1 protein-coding gene is annotated in these 483 nt (G+C 56.7%); it reads left to right on the top strand.

Going from position 1 to position 483, the window contains the following annotated elements:
* Nucleotides 1-294 (top strand): hypothetical protein (locus G3480_RS28135; protein WP_206171955.1); only part of this gene is annotated, 294 nt, incomplete at its 5' end.
* Nucleotides 295-483: the final 189 nt, after the last annotated feature.

Raw genomic sequence — 483 nt, 5'->3', positions numbered from 1 at the left:
GGCAACAGCAGTGACAAAACCGCCTTCCGCGAGACCGTCAGCACCTACATGGAGCAGTTGCAAGGCGCTGTCGGGCTGGAGGTCAGGGCAATCGCATCACAGTTTTCTAATATTCGAGCGCTTGGTAGCCGACGATTTTGCCGAGGTTTTCGGTGCCTCGAAGACCAGTTTGTTGAGATAGCGCTCGTCCCAGCCGGCCTTCAGGCGTTTGCCATGGAGGCCGCGCTTGAGGTCATCGTGCGTCAGACGAATCAGTGCGATGCGCCGGATCAATGCCAGATTCTCACGGGCTAGGGGATCGCGCACCCGCGACTCATCCTCACGGAAGGACACGTCGAGACTCCAATGCAACGGGTTCTCCACGCCCCTATAGTGGACCCCGAAAATTGGACACGGATTTAAGTTATATCGCCTCGCACATTAACGAGGAGAGCGACAGTGACAGAGAGGAATCGTAAGACCTTTTCGGCGAGCTTCAAGGCG

Origin of the sequence: Thiorhodococcus mannitoliphagus (genome assembly GCF_010915725.1) — a bacterium.
Classification (GTDB): Bacteria; Pseudomonadota; Gammaproteobacteria; order Chromatiales; family Chromatiaceae; genus Thiorhodococcus; species Thiorhodococcus mannitoliphagus.
The sequence above is the reverse complement of the archived record's forward strand: the minus strand, read 5'-3'. Positions and strand labels throughout refer to the sequence as shown.